A 17,546-nucleotide genomic window follows, 5' to 3' on the forward strand; every position below is an offset into this window, starting at 1 on the left:
GCTGCTCCATCTAAGATCATAAGATCGAACCACGAGGAATTATAGTGGCTGTTCGTTACATTGAGACTTGCCGGCTGCCGACCCCGTTTGGGGTTTTTGACATGCACGGTTTTGAAGAGCCGGACACCGGCAAAGAGCACGTTGCGCTGACGCTGGGTGATCTGGCTGGCGACGAGCCTATGTTAGCCCGCGCCCACTCCGAGTGCCTGACCGGTGACGCTCTTTACAGCATGCGCTGTGACTGTGGTTATCAATTGGAAGAAGCCTTGCGCAGCATCGCTCGTGAAGGTCGCGGTATTTTGATGTATCTGCGCCAGGAAGGCCGCGGTATCGGTCTGCTCAACAAGATTCGTGCCTACAACCTTCAGGACCAGGGTGCCGACACAGTCGAAGCCAACGAACGTCTGGGTTTTGCAGCGGATCTTCGTGACTACAGCATGTGCAAAGATATGTTGGAGCACTTGGGTATAAAGCGCTTGCGGTTGATGACGAACAACCCGCGCAAAGTAAAGGCGTTGTTGTCATACGGCATTGATGTTGTGGAAAGAGTCGAGCTGCATGTAGGAAGAAACCCCCATAACGAGCACTATCTGGACACTAAACAGAGCAAACTCGGCCATTTTCTGGCGATTCATCAGGATGATGACCCACAGCTATGAGCCTTTGAGCGCAGCAGGCGGCTTTCATACCCCGCCTGCTGAGTCTCCAACTTTTGTCAGAGCCAGGCAATTATCAGTAAGACTGCGCGGCTTTGCCCGATTGGCTGGCCAAACGTTGCACGCGGTCAGTTATACTGCGCTCGATAGTTGCGGCATCCAGACCGCATTCCTCCAATAGCTGATTGCGGCTGCCGTGGTCAACGAATTTGTCGGGCAGCCCCAGCTGCAGCACCGGCATGGTAATTTCTTCCTGATTCAACCATTCGCAAACCGCACTGCCGGCGCCCCCGGCGATGGCATTTTCTTCCAGAGTCACCAGCAAATCGTGCTGCTCTGCCAACTGGCGTATCAAAGCTTCATCCAACGGTTTTACAAAGCGCATATCGGCCACTGTGGCGTCCAGCGCCTGTGCGGCTTTCAGGGCTCGCGGCAAAAGGGTGCCAAAATTCAGAATGGCGATACGGCCGCTTGCGCTCTTGCGCTCGCGTTCGCGAACAATTCTGCCTTTACCCAAGGGCAGTGTGTGCAACAACGGGTCAATCTCGACTCCACTGCCGCTACCGCGGGGATAGCGCACCGCCGCCGGGCCTTCATGCACCAGCCCGGTGTGCAGTAACTGCCGGGTTTCGTTTTCGTCAGACGGTGTCATCAACACCATATTGGGGATGCAACGCAGATAACTTATGTCGAAGGCCCCGGCATGAGTTGGGCCGTCTTCGCCCACCAGGCCGGCGCGGTCAATGGCAAACAATACGTCCAGATTCTGAATGGCTACATCGTGGATAAGCTGATCGTAACCACGCTGTAAGAAGGTGGAGTAGATGGCCACCACCGGTTTAGCGCCATCACAGGCCATGCCAGCAGCCAAAGTAACGGCGTGCTGCTCGGCAATGGCAACGTCAAAATAACGCGCGGGAAAACGCTCGGCAAAGGCCAAAAGATCAGAGCCCTCGCACATGGCGGGGGTTATGCCCATCACTCGCTCATCCGCGGCTGCGGCATCACACAGCCATTGGCCAAACACGTTGGCGTATTTGGGCGCGGCCGGGCCAGACTTCACCGGCGCCGGTATGCCGCTGGCAGCCGTGGCTGCTACTAGGGGTTCTATCTTGTTGATGGCGTGGTAGCCAATCGGGTCGGCTTCTGCGGGAGCAAAACCTTTGCCTTTGGTAGTGACAATGTGCAAAAACTGCGGGCCGCTGAGCTCGCGGATGTTCTCCAGAGTTTCTACCAGTAATGGTAGGTCGTGGCCGTCAATGGGGCCGATGTAATTGAACCCCAATTCTTCAAATAGGGTGCCTGGCGCAATCATTCCTTTGAAGTGTTCTTCGGTTTTTTTCGCCAGTTCGCGCAAGCCCGGGGCTATCTCAAGCACTTTTTTGCTGCTGTCGCGCATTTGATGATAGGTGCGGCTGGACAACAGCTTGGCAAAATAATTGGACAGGCCACCTACGTTGCGGGAAATCGACATGTCGTTGTCGTTCAGAATCACCAATATATCGGCCTTCAAATGGCCGGCGTGATTCAGTGCCTCAAATGCCATGCCGGCGGTCATGGCGCCATCACCAATCACCGCGATGCTCTTGCGCGCCAGCCCTTGATGATTGGCGGCAATGGCCATGCCCAGGGCGGCGCTGATAGAGGTGCTGGAATGGCCCACACCAAAGGTGTCGTAAGGGCTTTCAGTGCGTTTGGGAAACCCTGCCAAGCCGTTTTTGCGGCGAATGCTGCCCATCTGTTCGCGGCGCCCTGTCAGGATTTTATGAGGGTAGGCCTGATGGCCCACGTCCCAAACCAGGCGGTCTTCCGGCGTATTGAACACATAGTGCAGGGCAACCGTTAGTTCCAGTACGCCCAGGCCGGCGCCAAAGTGGCCGCCTGTCGTGCCCACCGACCACAATAGAAACGACCGCAGCTCTCGTGCCAGCTGGGTTAACTGATCGGCGGGTAACTGGCGCAAGTCTGCCGGCGAGCCAATACGGTCCAGCATAGGGGTGTTGGGTCGCTGTAATGGGATTTCCCTGAAAATCATTGTGTCCTGCATCTGCTTGGTTCTTTTTTGCATAATCGGCAAGGGTCGTAGTTGTATACGCTGTATCGTCGGGTTGTATCAGCGCCGCGCCTTGTCGTTTGCCACGTGTTTATCCCGCAGTGTGCGCCTCGTAGCGGGAGCGACTCAATGCCCGGAATGTTACGCGGGTGTTTGCTTCGTGGCTATTAGTGGCTTCGAGCCACTACGTAATCTGCCATGGCGTGCAGGGCGTCGGCCTGAATACCAAGCCCTTCGAGGCTGTCGTGAGCCTCGGCTAGCAGCCTTGCCAAGTGTTCGCGCGCGCCTTTCGGCCCCAATAGTGAGGGGTAAGTGGGTTTGCCGCGGGCGATATCAGCGCCTTGGGTTTTGCCAATCACCTGGGTATCGCCTTCTATGTCCAGCAAATCGTCCTGCACCTGAAACGCCAGTCCCAGCGCGCGGGCGTAACGAGCCAGGGCGTCTAGCAACGCGGCGTCTGTTACGCCACCGGCCAGGGCGCCAAGGTGTACGCTGGCTTCAATCAGAGCGCCGGTCTTATGGCGGTGCATATTCTCTAGCTGTTCCAGAGTCAGGGTTCTTGCCACAGACTCCAGATCAATAGCCTGCCCGCCCACCATACCGCTTGCCCCGCAGGCGTTCGCCAAAGCTTTCACCATAGCCAGTTTGACTTCAGCGCTTAACCGCGGCGCCGTGGCCAGTACCCGAAACGCCTCTGCCTGCAGAGCGTCGCCAGCAAGTATGGCCGAAGATTCGTCGAATGCGATGTGTGCGGTGGCGCGGCCGCGGCGCAGATCATCGTCGTCCATGGCCGGTAAGTCGTCGTGCATCAGCGAGTACGCGTGAATCATCTCCAGAGCACAGGCCGGTGCCAGAGCGATTTGGCGCTGACCGCCAACGGCTTCGGCAGCGGCCAGGCAAAGCGCCGGGCGAATGCGCTTGCCACCGCCCAACAGTCCATAGCGCATGGTGTCCTGCAGGCGCTGGGATGCGCTGGCTTGATTCATGTAATCGGCTAGCTGCTGGTCAATCTCGGCGCGGCAGTGTTGCAAAAACTCACTGGCTGGCAAGCGCGTGGCGGTGTTCACGAATCGCTACTCTGTCCACTTTTTTCATTACTCTGATCAAGGAACGGTCGGGTTTCCAGGCTGCCATCGCTGTTTTGTATCAGCATTTCTACCCGCTGCTCGGCACTTTTCAGAGCTTGTTGGCAATCACGGGTAAGGCCGACGCCACGTTCGAAGGTAGCCAGCGATTGCTCCAGTGTTAACTCGCCGTGCTCCAGATCACGCACCAGCTGTTCCAGCTCTTCCAGGGACTTTTCAAAGCCACCCAACGAGGGTGCTTTTGTCGCGGCAGCCGCGGTATCTTTTTTGCCAGCCATAAAAGCCTCCGCTGTGATCGAATCGAATAATGCCGCCAGACGGGGCACTAGATGCATTTTCCGGCGGATTATAACAGAGCTTACGGGCTACTGCTGCCAGCACATTTGCCGACATTCACCGAGTTTTCCGCCGGGTTGCCAGGTTTGCTCGGTAACCCGTATTTCGCCACTGGCGGCCACGGTCACCACCGTAGTCACGCGGGTGCCGTAATGCTCGCCCACAATGAACGCCGGTGACAACACTCGCTCGGTATCAAGCCCCACACCGGTGCGGGGCAACAAATGATCCGGGGCCGGTGTGGAGTCAACCAGGTGATTGATAAGAGCCTGATGCAAAGGTTCGCTGTCTTCACCGGCTGCGATTACGGTGTTGGTGACATGTTGGCGCAGACGCAACAGTTTGGGCCAGGGCGTTTGCAGCAGATGATTGCTAACGCCGTAGCTGCCGCGGTGCAGGCTGCGCCCCGGGTGAGCGTCGCGGTTGCTGAAATACCAGCCGCCGGGGCCGGCCGCGCGGCCCTGGCCGGCATCGAGTGTCACCAGATTAAAACCGGAATAGCGGCTGGCGTTATCGGCCAAGTGCTTGCGCAAGGCCTGGGGCGATTGTTGTAAGGCGCGCAGAGGCAAATCACCGCGGCTGATAACGCCGGGCTCCGGGCTGCCTTCGCGCACATTGGTGACCGCGCTGACGACACCGCTGGCGCTGATAGCCAGCCAGGTACCGCCGGCCTGTAAATCCCGGCCTGCCAGAATCTGCTCTGAAGCCAGCGCATGACTTGTACCCGTCCACCAGTCGATAGCGGCCGTAGGCCGGTTGAAGAATTCATCCCGGTTAGCAGCAACCACCAGCGGATAGTGCCGGTTCTGGCCCAGAGTAAACGCAATCAAACACATATCCGCGCTATTTCCTTAATGTTGTATATACAAAAGGTTGGTGCAATGGAGCCTTGTTTTCACAAGGTGTATCATACCCATCCATAAATGTAACGGCGGTGTGCGCTGCAATGTCTTTCATCATGCTTTTTTCGCTGTACCTCGCCTTGGGGGCGCTGGCGGGCAGTCTAGCCGGCCTGTTTGGCATTGGTGGCGGACTGGTTATTGTGCCGGTACTGATCTTCAGCTTTGGTGCCCAGGGCTTTAGCCCCGATATCGCCGCCCACATGGCAGTGGGAACCTCGCTGGCCACTATCGTGTTCACCTCGTTAAGTTCGATACGCTCACATCATGTTCACGGCGCAATTCGCTGGGACATTTTTCGGTCAATGACCTTGGGCATCGTATTTGGTGCTTTAATTGGTGCCTGGACCGCATCGCTGCTCAGCGGGCCAGCACTCGAACTGATCATTGGTGTATTTGTGATTGTGGTTGCGGTAAAAATGTTGTTTGGCTTTGATCCCAAACCCAGTCGATCGGTGCCTGGCAATACAGGGTTGAGGGTAGCGGGCGTCGTAATTGGCTGGGTGTCGGCCATCTTTGGAATTGGTGGCGGTACATTAACCGTGCCCTACCTAAGTCGTTGCAACATTAAAATGCAGCACGCTATCGGTATTTCCGCAGCCTGCGGCCTGCCCATTGCGCTAGCCGGAGCTCTGGGCAACTTTTGGACCGGCTGGGGTAACCCGGAACTACCGACACACAGCCTTGGTTTCATCTATTTACCGGCGCTGATCGGGGTCATACTCACCAGCGTGCTATTCGCCCGTGTGGGCGCCAATCTGGCGCACCGCCTCAATGCGCCCCTATTGAGGCGCATCTTTGCCATTATGCTGGTGCTGATTGGCCTCCGCTTTCTACTAAGTTAAGGGATTACAATGTTGCAACATCCGCAGATCGATCCGGTGGCCATTGCTATCGGGCCACTGAAAATACACTGGTATGGCCTGACCTACCTGGTCGGCTTTGCGGCTGGCTGGTGGCTGGGGCGCTTACGCAGCCGCAAACCCTGGTCGCCGGTTAACGAAGAGCAAGTGGGCGACCTGCTGTTCTACTTGGCGCTGGGAGTTATTCTGGGTGGCCGCTTTGGCTATGTCATCTTCTACAACTTTGACGTGTTCCTGGCGGACCCTTTGTGGCTGCTGCGAGTGTGGGAAGGCGGCATGTCGTTCCACGGCGGCTTGCTCGGTGTGATGCTGGGCATGTGGTGGTACGGCCGTAAAATAGGTGCAGGCTTCTGGCGCATGACCGATTTTGTTGCGCCACTGGTGCCTGTCGGCCTAGGGGCAGGGCGCATTGGCAACTTCATCAACGGCGAACTCTGGGGCAAACCCACGGATGTGCCCTGGGGCATGGTATTTCGGCAAGCGCCAGACGCCTTGGCCCGACACCCCTCTCAGCTCTATCAGTTCGCCCTCGAAGGCGTGCTGTTCTTCATCATATTGTGGTGGTTCTCGGCTAAACCCCGGCCGCGTATGGCCGTATCTGGCCTGTTTCTGATCTGCTACGGCGTGTTCCGCTTCGCGGTGGAATTCGTGCGTGAGCCTGACGCTCAACTGGGCTACCTGGCTTTTGACTGGCTTACTATGGGGCAAGTGCTGTCATTACCCATGGTGATAGCTGGCCTGATTCTGATGACCATAGCCTACCGGAGAAACGCCGTATGAAAGCCTATCTGGACCTGATGCAAGACATAGCCGACAACGGCAGCGACCGCGATGACCGCACTGGTGTAGGCACCCGCTCGGTATTCGGCCGCCAGGTTCGCTTCAATCTGCAGCAGGGTTTTCCCTTGGTCACCACCAAAAAGATCCACCTGCGCAGCATCATCCAGGAACTGTTGTGGTTCCTGCAGGGCTCCACCGACAACAACTGGCTGACCGAACGCAAAGTCAACATCTGGAATGAGTGGGCTCTGGATAACGGCGATTTAGGCCCAATTTACGGCAAACAATGGCGCAGCTGGCAGTGCCACGACGGCCGCGTGATTGACCAGATCAGCGACCTGATCGACCAGATTCGCCAAAAACCCAATTCCCGCCGCCTGATTGTCTCCGCCTGGAATCCGGCCGAACTGCCCGACGAATCCATCGGCCCGCAAGACAACGTGCGCCATGGCCGTATGGCACTGGCCCCATGCCATTGCCTGTTTCAGTTCTACATCAACGACGGCAAACTCTCCTGCCAGCTTTACCAGCGCAGCGCCGATCTGTTTTTGGGCGTACCCTTCAATATTGCCTCCTACGCCTTGCTTACTCACATGATCGCCCAGCAATGCGATCTCGACGTTGGCGAATTTGTACACACCTTTGGCGATTGCCACCTGTACAGCAATCACTTGACTGACGATATCGTATTCGAACAACTAAAGCGTAAACCACGGGCGCTGCCAAAGCTGGTGATCAAGCGCAAGCCTAACTCCATCTTCGGTTACGATCTGGACGACTTTGAGTTTGAAGGCTACGAGCCATATCCCGGAATAAAAGCACCGATTGCTATTTAATAGTTGAGCTAGCTTTCCGTGTTAAAAAAGGAAACCATCATGCAAAAAGCACTCATTGTTGCGATGGCTCAAAATCGCGTCATCGGCCGTAACAACAACTTGCCATGGTACCTGCCTGGCGACCTAAAATACTTCAAACAGGCCACCATGGGCAAACCCATCATCATGGGCCGCAAAACATGGGACTCTATTGGTCGCCCCTTACCAGGACGCATGAACGTGGTTATCACACGTAATGAAGAATGGCAGGCACCGGCAGGCACCACCGCAGCCACAAGTTTGCAGGCAGCACTAAAAAAAGCCGAAGCGCAGGCTGAGTTGGACGGTATTGAGGAAGTGATGGTGATTGGCGGCGGGCAAATTTACGCTGAGGCGTTACCGCTGGTGGACCGTATCTACATTACCCTGGTGCACGCGAACGTGGAGGGCGATGCTTACTTTCCGGAAGTGAACTGGGAAGAGTGGAACGAAATCGGACGCGAAAATTTCTTCGCGTCCGACAACAATCCTTATGACTACAGCTTCGTAGTGTATCAGCGCTTGGCGTCAGACTGACGCGGCGGGCGCTTGCCAGCGGGTTTGCCGGCAAACTTGCCTTTGCCGCCTGGCGCGCCGCCACTTGGACGCTTATTGTAGCTACCAGGCTTAGGACCCTTGCGGAATTCGCCAGGGCGACCGGCTTTACGGTCACGATTTGGCTGCGTGGTTGATACCGTTGGCAGAGCTTCCGGCTGTTCCAGCGGTAACGAGCCCGGCTGCGTGGCTTCCAGCATGCACGCCAGAGCGCCTGCAATCATGGAGACGTCCATCTCGTTGCGCTCAGCGATATCGTCCAGCATCGCCATTGCTTTGCTCAGCTTGCGATCTTCCGAAAAACCGATCAGTTGGCTTTCGAACTGATCTACGCGCATTTTCTGCAGCGCCGCCGGCGAGGGCAACTCATAGGCTTCCATCGTCGAATTGGTAGCGCGTTCCAGAGTGCGCAGCCAACTGCGCTCGCGCGGCGTGACCAGCAAAATGGCTTTGCCATCACGACCGGCACGGCCAGTACGACCAATGCGGTGAATATACGCTTCGGTGTCGTAGGGTACGTCGTAGTTGATCACGTGTGTGATGCGCGGCACGTCCAGACCACGGGCAGCAACGTCGGTAGCTACAACGATGTCTTTCTTGCCACGCTTCAGATCTTCAACCGTCTGCTCGCGCTGACGTTGGTTCAGGTCGCCGTTCAAGGGCGCCACAGCGTGGCCGCGAGCAGCCAGCTTTTCCGCCAACACGATGGTTTCGGCTTTGGTACGCACAAAGATGATCGACGCATCAAACGGTTCCACTTCCAGAATGCGGGTCAGGGCATCAAGCTTGCGCTCAGCGTACACCGGCAGAACGTACTGGGAGATAGCATCAACCGTGCGGCTTGCGCTTTCGATACGCACTTCAACCGCATCTTTCAAATAGGTCTGAGCAACCTTCTTGATTTGCGGAGGCATGGTGGCCGAGAACAGGGCGCGCTGGCAGTTTTCCGGGGTTTTCGACAGAATCGCTTCAACGTCGTCAATAAACCCCATGCGCAGCATTTCATCGGCTTCGTCCAGCACCAGAGCTTTCAGGTTGTCCAGCTTCAGGGTGCCTTTGCGCAGGTGGTCCAGCATGCGGCCAGGGGTGCCAACGATAACGTGGGCTCCGCGGCGCAGGCCTTTAATCTGCGGGAAAAAATCTTGACCGCCATAAATAGGCAGTACGTGAAAATTAGGGATCTTGCTGGCGTAAGTAGAAAACGCCTCAGCCACTTGAATGGCTAACTCGCGGGTAGGCGCCAAAACCAAAATCTGCGGCGCGTTGATGCTTGGGTCAACCCGGCTTAGCAGTGGTAAAGCAAAGGCGGCGGTTTTACCGGTGCCTGTCTGGGCTACGCCCAATAAATGACGGCCGGATAAGAGCGCAGGAATAGATTGCGCTTGTATGGGTGTGGGGGTTTCGTAGCCAACGGCGGTCACCGCTTCAAGAACAGCAGGATCAAGCCCCAGTTCGGCAAAAGACAATTCAGACATTGATGTACTCGGAATTCGAAAGGTAAAGCATTGACGTGCAATGCGTGATGTGAACGGATTATACCGGTTTTGTTGCTGCTTTAATACGCAAAAATGAGGGCTGGCCCGTAGGTAGTTGTCCGCGGATGTCAAAAAAGGGTGTCAGGCGCTCTTATCAGGCCCAGGGAGGCGATTTGAACGTTTGTCGTCCCAGCTCAACTCCTGTGGTTTATACCAGCCGATGGCCCGTAATACTTTCTCGCGTGTTTGCATCGACAGGGTAACCCAGAGTTGTTGGAAATCGTCCAGGCCCTGCTCACGCAGGCGGGCCTGCCTACTTTGCAGTCGGCTAACGGTGCGAGGCAGGTTCAGCGCGGCACCCAGTTGGCCGGGCACTGTCACTTCATGCCCCAGCACTGTGCGGCGATGGGTGCGCGCTGCCAGCACTCGCTGCAATTCAACGGCGGCATCTAGCGCTGTGTCTTCGGTAAATGTGTCCATTTGCAATGATTTTGCTCGCAATAATGACAATTTTTTAATAAACCACGACATGCTGCTAGCTATCCCCGCTCCTATGGTGCCGTGGTAGGCTTAGGTCCGCAACAAGGAGAGTTTGGATCACTATGTACGCAAAACTTGAAACACGCGCGTTCTTGGCCATGCTGGTCGGGGTGTCAGTCGCCTTTATATTCTTGATGAAGCCTTTTTTCGGGCCGATATTCTGGGCGGTGGCCATTGCTCTGATTTTTCATCCGGTTCAGTTAAAACTGGCCCGGCGCTTTGGTGACCGGCCCAACACCAACGCATTGATCACCCTCTTTCTGTGCATGGTGATTGTGGTCATTCCCGTGCTGCTGTTGGTAACTTCCCTCGTAGCAGAGGGCGTTGGCCTGTATCAGAAAATTCAAGACGGCGACGTGCGGCCCGGCGAATATATCGACCAGGTGAATCAGTCGTTCCCGGCCATTCAGTCTTTTCTGGGGCAGTTTGACGTTAGTTTTGCTGAACTGCGTGATCGCGCTGTCAATCTGGTGGTAAGCGGCAGTCAGTTTCTGGGTAAGCAGGCGTTAGGTCTGGGTCAGAATACCTTCCAGTTTTTTCTTGGCCTGGCACTGATGGTGTATCTGGCGTTCTTTTTGCTGCGTGATGGGGTAAGCCTGGTAGAACTTCTGATCCGCGCTTTGCCGCTGGGAGACGAGCGTGAACGCTTGCTGTTTGCCAAGTTTGCTGAGGTTACCCGGGCGACGGTTAAAGGCAATTTGCTGATTGCTATTATCCAGGGTGCTATGGGTGGTCTGATTTTCTGGGTTCTGGGTATTCAGGGCGCACTTCTTTGGGGTGTGGTGATGGCCATTGTGTCGCTATTACCGGCGGTGGGTGCGGCATTGGTGTGGGTGCCTGCCGCTATTTACTTGGCTGCCATAGGCGATGTGGTTCAAGCGTTGATATTGACAGCCTTCGGAGTTGTGGTGATTGGTCTTGCCGATAACGTATTACGTCCGATTCTGGTTGGGCGCGACACCAAACTGCCAGATTACATTGTGTTGCTGTCTACCTTGGGCGGCCTCGCAATGTTTGGTATCAACGGCTTTGTTATGGGTCCTCTCGTGGCGGCGCTGTTTAACGCTTTTTGGGGTATCTTTATTCGCGAGTTCAGCCAGGAGTCGCCCATTACCCAGGCGTGGTTACGCGACGGCGAGGTTAAAAATTCAGGCAAAGCTGATACGTCCGTAGAAACGGATAATACCAAACCCGGCTAACCATTAAGGCAATGGTTAAGCTTTCAGGATTGATCGAAACAACCGATTTTCGCGGTTAATGAATGCGGGTTTCCGCCGTTTGTGCATGGTTGTTTTGCGCACCGCTGGTTACACTTTGTATTTAGACTGCCTTTATTTATAAATTACGCGCCAGAGGAGTAACTTCATGGGAGGTCATGAAAGCCTGTCACTTCGTCAGCTGAAAGCTTTCCAGCCTTTAAACAGGCTAACCGATGATCAGCTGGTGCTGCTGGCTAGCCGCGCCGAACGTTGTCTGTTTAAAGCCGGTAAGAGCATCATGAAACGTGGCGCCCGTGACGGCCAAGAGTTTTTTCTGTTGGCCGGCGAAGTAGAGCTGACGTCCGAAGACGGTCGCCATGGCCGCATTGCTGCCGGCAGCGAACGCGCGCAGAATCCCATCGCCCGCTTGCAGCCGCGCATGTACGACGTGAAAGCGGTAAAGCCCTGCGAGTTTTTGGTGATTGCTCAGGATGTTCTGGCGCAGATGCTGGGCCGTGCGCCCATGAGTCAGGTGGAAATGCACGCCAGTGATGGCGACCAGGCCGGCACCGAACAGCAACAGCTGTTGATGGAATTCCATGCCGAGCTGCGCTCGAATCAGGTGCAGCTGCCCAGCGTGCCGGATGTAGCCTGGAAAGTGCGGCGTCTGGTAGACCGAGCGGATACTGGGGTAGATCAGGTTGCTATGGCTATATCGGCAGATCCGGCGATGTCTGCAAAGCTGGTGCGAGCCTGCAATAGCCCTCTTTATCGCGGTTTTAACGATGTCCGCAATGTACGCGAGACAGTGGTGCGTCTGGGTATGAAGACAACCCGCCAACTGGTGACCGTATTTGCCATGCGTGACGTGTTTAGGAGTCGTCAGCCGTTGCTGCAGAAACACATGGAGCGTTTATGGCAGCACTCTCGCGAAATGGCAGCGCTTTGCTGGGTGCTGGCTGATGAGGCGACCAGAATCAACCCGGAAGAGGCCATGCTAGCCGGGTTACTGCACGACATTGGCGTGGTGCCAATATTAGTGCACGCCGAGCATTATTCCCATTTGTTTAACGACGAAGATCGCTTATTGGCCGTCATCGCAGAGCTGCGCGCAGATACTGGCACCGGGGTGCTGGAAAACTGGGCGTTTCCTGCGCCGTTTTTAGAAGCGACCCGCCACGCTCAAGACTGGGGGTATGTCAGCGATCAGCCGCAACCACAGCTGGTAGACGTAGTGATTGTGGCGCAAATGCACGCCATGATTGGTTCTGGCCAGAGCGAGGGGCTGCCACGTTTTGATCAGTTGCCTGCTTACAGTCGTCTGGGCGGGCTTGAGTTGAATGCGTCGCGCAGCCTGGATTTGTTAACCCGCGCCCGCAGTCGTGTGGATGAAGTAAAACAGCTGCTGGCAATTCGTTAGGCTCACTCAGCTGATGGCCGGCGCGTAGTCGGCCAGCGCCTGGGGCCAGCGCAAATAAAGATAGCCTCCGCAAAATACTAACCAGGCCGTGAAAGCTGCAACGGTTGTGCTGTCTGGATAGAGCGCAACTCGGTCATAACGACTGTAGCTTGCGCGCACCAGACCCGTAATCGCCAGTCCAAGCAACAAACCACCCACAATATCGCTGAACCAGTGCACACCCAGATAAAGCCGGCTTAAGGCCACCGGAAACAGCGGCAGCGATGCCAGCATATATATCTGCCAGCGTTTGCGGGCGCTGGCTTCGGCTGCAATAAAACCAGCCGCAAGAGTCACCAGCACCGTAATGCCGGCGGTATGGCCGCTGGGAAACGAACCGGATTGCGGCGGTGCAAACACCGTTTCCGGTCGTGCTGCAGCAAAACCGTTTTTCAGTGCCCACACCAGAACAGTGGTCAGCACGCCAGCGGCCAGGCAATGCAGTGCGCCGGCGTAAAAACCGCGAAACGTTAAGGCCAGACAGGCAAGCGCGCTGGCTATCAGTAAAACCGCCGGGTCGCCTAGCGAGGTAATCGCAACAGCGGGTATGTCCAACAGCGGTTGGCGCCAGGCCGTAAACCATTCCAGTACCGCTTGATCAAAAGGCCGCAAAACATCGGTAAATACCGCCAGCTGGCCCCACAACACAAACAGACTGGCGCTGCCCAGACCCAGCATAAGAGATGCCAGAGGAAACTCCCCCTCGTTAGTAGGGCGTTGCTTGCTGTACAGATGCCAGAATCGATGGCTGGCGCGGTAGTTTTGCACAACCTGCTCTAAATACTGGTACACACGGCCGCGGCCCGTCAGGCCCAGGTGGGCGCGAAATAACACCAGATACACCAACAACAGAACGCCCACGCTGACTAGGCTAACGGCATAGACGTGGGGCGGTGGCCGTAACTCTGACGTAAGCGCGCTGCCTACTAGAAATCCCGGCAATACATAAACGGGTGCCCATGCAACAGCCGAGCTGATATTGAAGACAACAAAGCGGTGCCAAGGCATCCAAAGCGCACCAGCAACCAGGGGAATGATGGGCCTGATCGGGCCAATAAAGCGCCCCGCCACAATACTAAAGGCGCCGTGCCGGTAAAAAAAGGCCTCTCCCCGGGCCACGATGGCCGGGTAGCGGCTCATGGGCCAAACGTCATTAAGCCTTCCGGCCAGCAAGCGCCCCAGGGCAAAACTCAGGGTATCGCCGACAATGGCGCCAAAAAATACCCAGAACAGAGCCTCGCCCAGTGCCATACCGGTTTGTCCGGCCAAGACAGTCAGCGCAAACAGAATGGCCACGCCGGGCACCAGTAGACCGGCAACCGCCAGCGACTCCACCAGGGCAGTGGCAAACAGCGCGGCGCTCAGCCAGCCCGGATTTGCAGCCACTAAAGCGCTAAGCTCACCTAGCCAGCCCGGCATTATAAAGCTTCGAATCCGGGCGCAAACCGTACACTGTTGCCGCCGGTCTTACGGGCTTGGCTGGCACCGTTATGAGCCCGTTCTATCAAAGCGTTGCTTTCGCAATCAGCGGACATGCGTGTGGCGCAGCCTATACTGACGCTGCTGCTTTCGACCGGCAGCCATTGCCGTTCGGCGATCGTGCGACGAATGCGCTCGGCGATTACTCGCGCGCCCTCCTCTGGGGTGAATGGCAATATCAGGAATAGAGTCGATTCGCTAAGGGTATAAAGAATATCGCCGGCGCGAATGATTTCGAACAGCTGCTGAATAATTTGTCGCTGTAAAGCAGTCAGAGTGTCGTTGCCATGCAGGGTCGCCACTTCATCAGCGTGATCCATATCCAGAGCAATCACCGACAATGGATGTCCGGTTACCTTGGCTCGGCTGATTTCCTGTTGCAGGTTTTCGTCCAGAAACCGGACGTGGTGGGCTCCCGTCAACGGATCGATAATGGTCAGATCATCCGCAGATTGCGCCATGGTATTGTAGCGCCGCACTGCCAACGCGACGGTTCCCAATAGCATGGCCATGCCACCGAAAGCCGCCAGAGCTTCTGTGGTGCCGACTTTTAGCATTAACAGCAGTGTCATCAGTACCAGCAATAGCAGCGACAGGCCCAGGCCTTCGCGCGCCGGCAGAATGAGTAAGTTCAGCGCTAGCAAAGGCATTGCCCAGTGGCTGATAATCGGGCTCTGACTGGCAGCGCTGGTCGCCAGCACGGCGCCATTGAGGGTGCACAGTACAATGAAATGACCTTGTGCGGTCAATTGCTGGCGCCTGTTCATAATGGTGTAGGCCAGGCCGGATCCGGCCAACACAGCCATGGCCAGAGCGACAAAAAACAGCCCGTAAAAACCGTAACGCAGATTTAGCAGGCCCAGCATCAGCAAGAATAGGGCGGTGAGCAGATACGCTATGCCATAGGTGCGGGTGCGCAGCCGGGTTTCGGTCATGCCTTTGGCTCCTGGTTCTGCCGGTTGAAGGTCTGGCTGTTATTGCTGGCGTGTTGCTGGGCCCTGCGCAATACGCCTGTGGCGCTGCGTTGCAGGCTGTTGGCGTCATCGCCAATGTTGAGTCCGGCGGCGCCGATACTGATTGTCATGGTCAGTTGGTGACTGGTTAACAGTTGTTGCACGCCGCGCCGCAGAGTCTCGGCCTGCCGCGAGGCTTCGGAACTGGTAATACCGGGAAGAATAATCAGGAACTGAAGATCTGCAACGCGATAATAAGCGTCAAAGTCGCGGATGTGGCTGTGCAAATAGCGCCCGATTTGCGGCAGAATCGAACGCAAATCGGCATCTGCCGGCTCTGTATCGTTGCCGGTTTTTAATGCAAGCATGATGACTGACAGGGTTGTGCCTTCACGCTCGCTGCGTTGTATTTCTTTATTCAAGTCGGCGGTCAGATGCTGCTGGCTGGCGGCGTTGGTCAGCTCGTCGGTGCGTCGCAGGGGCGCTAGTTGACGGCGTTTGAGCTCCAGTAGAAAGATCAGCATCAGGCTGAGGAGCAGGGTCAGAAAAAATGCGCCGATCATCTGATGGCGCTGGGCAATGCCGCTGGCCTGATACACCATAAACATGGCGATGGCGACGACCGCAATAATGGCAATCCATGCCCCGCGCCGCGGCACTGCAACATAGGCTAGCAGTGGCAGGCCGTAGAGCCAGTAACTCATAAACCACCGGTCTGCTAATGCGGCAGTGGCGACCAATAGCACCAGAATAACAAAAAATCCGCCGCGCAGGGCAGGCCAAGGTGCGGAGCCATGGCGTTTGCGGAACGTTGGGCTGCACACCACAATGCCGCCAACCGTTGCAGCGCAGGCGGCTAACAGTGGCTCACTTGCCAGCACACAAATCGCAACCAAAACTGAAGCACCAATGAAGGCGGTGTGTGCAAGGGGTTTTAACAGCACGGAGCCGGCCATCGTGGCCATGTTCGTGTTCCTTTTAGTGACAGCTGGTTTTCGAAGTTTAAGGCACGAGTATACTAGTTGTTTGGGGTGCGTACTTGAATGCAGACAGGTAAAGTTATGGCTCTTGCGACATCAGAATTCAAAGGTAACAAGCGCATGGACATTGCAGCATACATGAATGAAGTGGGTGCCGAGGCCCGTGCAGCAGCGAAACACGTTGCCCGATCAACCACAGCGGTTCGTAATCAGGCGCTGCTGGCTATGGCTCAGGCCCTGGACGCCGCCCGCGACGAATTGGCAGAAGCCAATCAGCAGGATCTTTCTGCTGCTAGAGCCAGTGGCCTCGATAGCGCTATGCTAGACCGCCTGGAACTGACGCCGGCGCGAGTAGACGCCATGATTGAAGGGCTACTGCAGGTGGCCGGCCTGCCAGACCCGATTGGCGTAATAACCGATATGGCCTATAGGCCTTCGGGCATTCAGGTCGGCAAAATGCGTGTGCCGCTGGGCGTTATCGGGATTATCTATGAGTCACGCCCGAATGTGACTGTTGAAGCGGCCAGCCTTTGTCTGAAGTCTGGTAACGCCGCCATATTGCGCGGCGGCTCTGAATCCATTCATTCCAATCAGGCGATTGCGCGCTGTATTGCCAGTGGGTTGGCTCAAGCCGGTCTGCCGGAAACGGCTGTTCAGATTATTGCCACTGCTGATCGCGCCGCAGTGGGCGAACTGATCACTATGCCGCAGTACGTTGACGTTATCGTGCCGCGCGGTGGCAAAGGCCTGATTGAGCGCGTCAGCCGTGACGCCCGGGTTCCGGTGATCAAGCACCTTGATGGCGTATGTCACGTTTATATCGACAGTCACGCCGATCCTGAAAAGGCGCTGGCGGTGGCTGTGAACGCTAAAACCCAACGTTACGGCACCTGTAATACCATGGAAACTCTGCTGGTGGATGAGGAAATCGCCGCCGACATGCTGCCGCTGCTGAACGCTGCGTTCATAGAAAAAGGTGTAGAACTGCGCGGCTGTGAGCGCAGTCGGGAGATTGTCAGCGAGATGACGCCGGCGACAGACGCCGACTGGGAAGCAGAATACCTGGCCCCTATTCTTGCGGTAAAGGTGGTGGATGGCCTGGACGGCGCTATTGCTCATATCAGTCAGTTCAGCTCCCAGCACACCGACAGTATTGTCACCGAAAATTACACCCGCGCCCGGCGCTTTCTTACCGAAGTGGATTCCAGCTCGGTGATGGTGAATGCCTCCACCCGCTTTGCCGATGGTTTTGAATACGGTCTGGGCGCGGAAATCGGAATTTCCACTGATAAAATCCACGCCCGCGGGCCGGTGGGCCTGGAAGGCCTGACGTCGCAAAAGTACGTGGTGTTCGGTGACGGTCATATTCGGGTTTAGCGC

17 protein-coding genes are annotated in these 17,546 nt (G+C 56.3%); 8 read left to right on the plus strand and 9 right to left on the minus strand.

The annotated features are described in order from the left end of the window. Nucleotides 1-44 precede the first annotated feature (44 nt). Nucleotides 45-659 carry a GTP cyclohydrolase II gene (gene ribA / locus MIH19_RS04450; RefSeq protein WP_249007727.1) on the plus strand — a complete coding sequence of 205 codons (615 nt, stop codon included), beginning with the start codon at nt 45-47 and terminating at the stop codon, nt 657-659. 73 nt (nt 660-732) lie between these two features. Here ribA and dxs read toward each other — a convergent pair whose 3' ends face one another. From dxs to MIH19_RS04470, 4 genes are all read right to left on the minus strand, one after another. Then, nucleotides 733-2,703 carry a 1-deoxy-D-xylulose-5-phosphate synthase gene (gene dxs, locus MIH19_RS04455; protein WP_249007728.1) on the minus strand — a complete coding sequence of 657 codons (1,971 nt, stop codon included), beginning with the start codon at nt 2,701-2,703 and terminating at the stop codon, nt 733-735. A 173-nt stretch (nt 2,704-2,876) separates the two neighbouring features. Beyond that, entirely contained in the window at nt 2,877-3,776 is a 900-nt protein-coding gene (locus MIH19_RS04460) for a farnesyl diphosphate synthase (RefSeq protein WP_249007729.1), read from the minus strand. Next, a complete protein-coding gene (locus MIH19_RS04465; RefSeq protein WP_249007730.1) occupies nt 3,773-4,072 on the minus strand; it encodes an exodeoxyribonuclease VII small subunit in 300 nt (99 codons plus the stop codon). The genes MIH19_RS04460 and MIH19_RS04465 overlap by 4 nt, the downstream gene beginning before the upstream one ends. A gap of 87 nt (nt 4,073-4,159) precedes the next feature. Beyond that, nucleotides 4,160-4,966 (minus strand): NRDE family protein, encoded by an 807-nt coding sequence (locus MIH19_RS04470; RefSeq protein ID WP_249007731.1) that lies wholly within the window; start codon nt 4,964-4,966, stop codon nt 4,160-4,162. 110 nt (nt 4,967-5,076) lie between these two features. On the opposite strand from MIH19_RS04470, the gene MIH19_RS04475 reads away from it, so the two are divergent. The 4 genes from MIH19_RS04475 to MIH19_RS04490 are packed head-to-tail and all read left to right on the plus strand — an operon-like array spanning nt 5,077 to nt 8,063. Further along, entirely contained in the window at nt 5,077-5,874 is a 798-nt protein-coding gene (locus tag MIH19_RS04475; protein WP_249007732.1) for a sulfite exporter TauE/SafE family protein, read from the plus strand. A gap of 9 nt (nt 5,875-5,883) precedes the next feature. Then, nucleotides 5,884-6,672, plus strand: a complete 789-nt coding sequence (gene lgt / locus MIH19_RS04480) for a prolipoprotein diacylglyceryl transferase (protein ID WP_249007733.1) — start codon at nt 5,884-5,886, stop codon at nt 6,670-6,672. Next, a complete protein-coding gene (locus MIH19_RS04485) occupies nt 6,669-7,508 on the plus strand; it encodes a thymidylate synthase (RefSeq protein ID WP_249007734.1) in 840 nt (279 codons plus the stop codon). Before lgt ends, MIH19_RS04485 begins: the two co-directional genes overlap by 4 nt. Before the next feature lie 39 nt (nt 7,509-7,547). Beyond that, nucleotides 7,548-8,063, plus strand: a complete 516-nt coding sequence (locus MIH19_RS04490) for a dihydrofolate reductase (RefSeq protein WP_249007735.1) — start codon at nt 7,548-7,550, stop codon at nt 8,061-8,063. Here the strand turns inward: MIH19_RS04490 and MIH19_RS04495 are convergent. Both MIH19_RS04495 and MIH19_RS04500 read right to left on the minus strand, forming a co-directional pair. Further along, entirely contained in the window at nt 8,042-9,556 is a 1,515-nt protein-coding gene (locus MIH19_RS04495) for a DEAD/DEAH box helicase (RefSeq protein WP_249007736.1), read from the minus strand. The two genes, MIH19_RS04490 and MIH19_RS04495, sit on opposite strands and share 22 nt — an antisense overlap. A 141-nt stretch (nt 9,557-9,697) precedes the next feature. After that, nucleotides 9,698-10,036: a hypothetical protein gene (locus MIH19_RS04500; protein WP_249007737.1), complete on the minus strand. Its 339-nt coding sequence runs from the start codon at nt 10,034-10,036 to the stop codon at nt 9,698-9,700. Nucleotides 10,037-10,158: 122 nt separating this feature from the next. Between MIH19_RS04500 and MIH19_RS04505 the strand changes: the two genes are divergently transcribed. Continuing rightward, nucleotides 10,159-11,295 carry an AI-2E family transporter gene (locus MIH19_RS04505; RefSeq protein ID WP_249007738.1) on the plus strand — a complete coding sequence of 379 codons (1,137 nt, stop codon included), beginning with the start codon at nt 10,159-10,161 and terminating at the stop codon, nt 11,293-11,295. 166 nt (nt 11,296-11,461) lie between these two features. Next, the gene (locus tag MIH19_RS04510) at nt 11,462-12,715 is read left to right on the plus strand and encodes an HDOD domain-containing protein (RefSeq protein ID WP_249007739.1); all 1,254 of its coding nucleotides are present in this window, start codon (nt 11,462-11,464) and stop codon (nt 12,713-12,715) included. A 6-nt stretch (nt 12,716-12,721) separates the two neighbouring features. On the opposite strand, the gene MIH19_RS04515 is transcribed toward MIH19_RS04510, so the two are convergent. From MIH19_RS04515 to MIH19_RS04525, 3 genes are read right to left on the minus strand one after another with little or no spacing between them, the layout of a single operon-like run. Continuing rightward, nucleotides 12,722-14,173, minus strand: a complete 1,452-nt coding sequence (locus MIH19_RS04515) for a bifunctional DedA family/phosphatase PAP2 family protein (RefSeq protein ID WP_249007740.1) — start codon at nt 14,171-14,173, stop codon at nt 12,722-12,724. Beyond that, a complete protein-coding gene (locus MIH19_RS04520) occupies nt 14,173-15,168 on the minus strand; it encodes a GGDEF domain-containing protein (protein ID WP_249007741.1) in 996 nt (331 codons plus the stop codon). Before MIH19_RS04520 ends, MIH19_RS04515 begins: the two co-directional genes overlap by 1 nt. Next, nucleotides 15,165-16,151 (minus strand): diguanylate cyclase, encoded by a 987-nt coding sequence (locus MIH19_RS04525; protein ID WP_249007742.1) that lies wholly within the window; start codon nt 16,149-16,151, stop codon nt 15,165-15,167. The genes MIH19_RS04520 and MIH19_RS04525 overlap by 4 nt, the downstream gene beginning before the upstream one ends. A gap of 135 nt (nt 16,152-16,286) precedes the next feature. Here MIH19_RS04525 and MIH19_RS04530 point away from each other — a divergent pair, with 135 nt between their 5' ends. After that, nucleotides 16,287-17,543, plus strand: a complete 1,257-nt coding sequence (locus MIH19_RS04530; protein ID WP_249008942.1) for a glutamate-5-semialdehyde dehydrogenase — start codon at nt 16,287-16,289, stop codon at nt 17,541-17,543. Nucleotides 17,544-17,546: the final 3 nt, after the last annotated feature.

Source organism: Marinobacter sp. M1C (genome assembly GCF_023314135.1).
Classification (GTDB): Bacteria; Pseudomonadota; Gammaproteobacteria; order Pseudomonadales; family Oleiphilaceae; genus Marinobacter.

Excerpts from the sequence above, each read along its gene's own strand:
- MIH19_RS04465 (WP_249007730.1), bottom strand. The coding sequence starts at position 4,072 with ATGGCTGGCAAAAAAGATACCGCGGCTGCCGCGACAAAAGCACCCTCG.
- MIH19_RS04500 (WP_249007737.1), bottom strand. The coding sequence starts at position 10,036 with ATGGACACATTTACCGAAGACACAGCGCTAGATGCCGCCGTTGAATTG.
- MIH19_RS04470 (WP_249007731.1), bottom strand. The coding sequence starts at position 4,966 with ATGTGTTTGATTGCGTTTACTCTGGGCCAGAACCGGCACTATCCGCTG.
- MIH19_RS04475 (WP_249007732.1), top strand. The coding sequence starts at position 5,077 with ATGTCTTTCATCATGCTTTTTTCGCTGTACCTCGCCTTGGGGGCGCTG.
- dxs (WP_249007728.1), bottom strand. The coding sequence starts at position 2,703 with ATGCAGGACACAATGATTTTCAGGGAAATCCCATTACAGCGACCCAAC.
- MIH19_RS04530 (WP_249008942.1), top strand. The coding sequence starts at position 16,287 with ATGGACATTGCAGCATACATGAATGAAGTGGGTGCCGAGGCCCGTGCA.
- MIH19_RS04490 (WP_249007735.1), top strand. The coding sequence starts at position 7,548 with ATGCAAAAAGCACTCATTGTTGCGATGGCTCAAAATCGCGTCATCGGC.
- MIH19_RS04485 (WP_249007734.1), top strand. The coding sequence starts at position 6,669 with ATGAAAGCCTATCTGGACCTGATGCAAGACATAGCCGACAACGGCAGC.
- MIH19_RS04520 (WP_249007741.1), bottom strand. The coding sequence starts at position 15,168 with ATGACCGAAACCCGGCTGCGCACCCGCACCTATGGCATAGCGTATCTG.
- MIH19_RS04505 (WP_249007738.1), top strand. The coding sequence starts at position 10,159 with ATGTACGCAAAACTTGAAACACGCGCGTTCTTGGCCATGCTGGTCGGG.
- MIH19_RS04515 (WP_249007740.1), bottom strand. The coding sequence starts at position 14,173 with ATGCCGGGCTGGCTAGGTGAGCTTAGCGCTTTAGTGGCTGCAAATCCG.
- MIH19_RS04525 (WP_249007742.1), bottom strand. The coding sequence starts at position 16,151 with ATGGCCACGATGGCCGGCTCCGTGCTGTTAAAACCCCTTGCACACACC.
- lgt (WP_249007733.1), top strand. The coding sequence starts at position 5,884 with ATGTTGCAACATCCGCAGATCGATCCGGTGGCCATTGCTATCGGGCCA.
- MIH19_RS04510 (WP_249007739.1), top strand. The coding sequence starts at position 11,462 with ATGGGAGGTCATGAAAGCCTGTCACTTCGTCAGCTGAAAGCTTTCCAG.
- MIH19_RS04495 (WP_249007736.1), bottom strand. The coding sequence starts at position 9,556 with ATGTCTGAATTGTCTTTTGCCGAACTGGGGCTTGATCCTGCTGTTCTT.